The 2308-nt window shown below is 70.3% G+C and carries 3 protein-coding genes; 1 reads left to right on the top strand and 2 read right to left on the bottom strand.

What is annotated here, in order from left to right; translation table 11 throughout:
• Together VHR41_20340 and VHR41_20335 are read right to left on the bottom strand one after the other, a co-directional pair.
• Positions 1-192: hypothetical protein (locus tag VHR41_20340; protein ID HEX3236553.1), on the bottom strand; the 192-nt coding region annotated here is incomplete at its 3' end.
• On the bottom strand, positions 192-965 hold the full coding sequence (locus VHR41_20335) for a transposase (GenBank protein HEX3236552.1): 774 nt from the start codon (positions 963-965) through the stop codon (positions 192-194). The genes VHR41_20340 and VHR41_20335, both read right to left, overlap by 1 nt.
• A gap of 57 nt (positions 966-1022) precedes the next feature.
• Here VHR41_20335 and VHR41_20330 point away from each other — a divergent pair.
• A partial coding sequence (locus VHR41_20330; GenBank protein ID HEX3236551.1) for an IS30 family transposase occupies positions 1023-2308 on the top strand: 1286 nt, incomplete at its 3' end.

Below are 2308 nucleotides of genomic sequence, written 5' to 3'. Positions count from 1 at the left end.
AGCGTCGGCGATAACCACCCCCGGCGGCTCTGCGCCGGCGCGCGCGAGCTCGCGCTGGGTGGCGTCCACCATCGGCTCGAGGTGGCCGAAGTCGGGCGAGTCGACCGAGATCTCGGCGGCGAGCACGATCTGCTCCTCGTTCACCGCCGCCCGGGCGTTGTAGCCCTGGAGGTAGCCGCCGGTGACCTTCATCAGGCGCGAATCGGGGTCGGTCGTGTTGATCTTCCCGGCCGGGGTCTCGGGCGCCTGGTAGGGGTCAGGCGGCCCGCCGCCGAAGCGCCGCCGATCGCGGCAGATCCCGCGCGCCCGCTAGGCCTCGTAGGCCTCGTTGGCGGTGCGCTCGGCCTCGAGCTCCTCCTCGAGCCGGCGCCTTGACTGCGCAAGCCGCGCCCGGCGCGAGCGCGGGATCGGGCGCGCCTGGCGCTCGCGGCGCTCGTCCAGGCGCTGGCGGGCGTCGCGGCGCCAGCCGCGGCGGCCCTGGTCTTGGCCCCGCCGCGCGGCATCGACGCAGGCTCATCGGCGCGATCCCCGGCTTGCTCGAGCTCGCGCCTGGCCTCGGCCAGCCAGCGCCGACGGCCCTCGCGCGTGCGCAACTGCTCGTGGAGTTCATCGCCGCGCGTCTCGCCGAAGAGCTCGTCCTCGGCCTCGTCGGTCGCCTTCGCCTCGGCCACGATCTCTCGCGCGATCCGCCCATAGTCGAGATTCGCCTCCCGGTCAGCGTTGGCCGCGATCTTGGTGGCGTCGATCGCCACCACTCCCGTCCAGACCAGCCCGGCCCTCGCGCACAGCACAAGCACCGATCCCAACAGCTCGCCGAGCGCCGCCTCGTGGCGACAGATAAAACGGGCGATCGTCGCGTGATCGGAAACCCGGTTGGCGGTCATCACCCGATAGGCGACGTCCCGGCGGCAGTGGCGCTCGATCGCGCGCGCCGAGCGCTGCCCGGTCGCGTAGGCGTAGAGCACCAGCGCGACCAGGTGGATTCAACCGGTTGTCGCAACGCTGGACGATGAGGAGTTGCGATGCCGAGGAGAAACGCTGCGTTGGTTCGTGCCACAGCTGCAGGGGCGCGTGGCAAGGGGCGTCCGCCGGCTGGGCGCCGGGAACACCGGGTCCGGTTCTGGGAAGCGATCGCCCGAGGGGCATCGACTGTTGACGCGTCTGCCGAGGCGGGTGTCTTGTGGAGCGTTGGTGTCCGCTGGTTCCGGAAGGCTGGCGGGATGCCGCCTCTCACCCTCGCGCCGGTGTCGGGGCGTTATCTGTCATTTGAGGAGCGGGAGGAGATCGCGGTCCTGCTCGCTGGTGATTGTGGGGTGCGAGAGATCGCGCGTGAGCTGGGTCGCGCGCCGTCGACTATTTCCAGGGAACTGCAACGCAACGCTGCGGTCCGCACCGGTCGGCCGCAGTATCGGGCCTCCACCGCGCAGACGCATGCCGACCGTCGCGCCCGGCGGCCAAGGCCGGCGAAGCTGGCGGTCAACCCGGAATTGCGTCGCTATGTGCAGGACCGCCTTGCCGGGGCTGTGCAGCGGCCCGAGGGGAGCGTTGCGGGTCCGCAGGTCGGCTGGCGGGGGCGGCGTCATGGACCGCGGAAGGACCGGCGCTGGGGGACGTCATGGAGTCCGGAGCAGATCGCCGGTCGGCTTCGCGTTGACTTCCCCGATGATGAGTCGATGCGGATCTCTCACGAAGCGATCTATCAGTCGCTCTATGTGCAGGGCCGCGGAGCGCTGCGCCGAGAGCTGACCGCGTGCCTTCGGACAGGCCGGGCGTTGCGGGCGCCGAGGGCCAGGACGTCGAGCGGCAACCGGAGTTTCGTGACTGACGAGCTGTTGATCAGTGAGCGACCTGCTGAGGTTGCTGACCGGGCTGTTCCGGGTCATTGGGAGGGCGATCTGATCCTCGGGACGGGTCGGTCGGCGATCGGCACTCTGGTCGAGCGGTCAAGCCGGTTCACGATGCTGCTGCATCTCCCACCGCTCGAAGGCGTGGAGAGCCTGAGAACGAGGAGCAGCCCGCCGCGCACGGGTGCCGGTGCCGCGGCCGTGCGTGACGCGATCGCCGGCACGATCACGACCTTCCCTGAACAGCTGCGGCGGTCCTTGACCTGGGACCAGGGCATCGAGATGGCCCAGCACGTGCAGCTGCGGCTCGACACTGGTCTGCAGATCTATTTCTGCGATCCACGCAGCCCATGGCAGCGCGGGACTAACGAGAACACCAACGGGCTGCTGCGCCAGTATTTCCCCAAGGGCACCAACCTCGCCCGTCACAGCGCCGAAGAGCTCCAGGCCGTCGCGGCCGCCCT

This window comes from Gemmatimonadales bacterium (genome assembly GCA_036265815.1).
In the GTDB taxonomy this organism is placed as follows: domain Bacteria; phylum Gemmatimonadota; class Gemmatimonadetes; order Gemmatimonadales; family GWC2-71-9; genus CAVVWJ01.
This window is presented reverse-complemented; position numbering and strand designations above follow the sequence as displayed.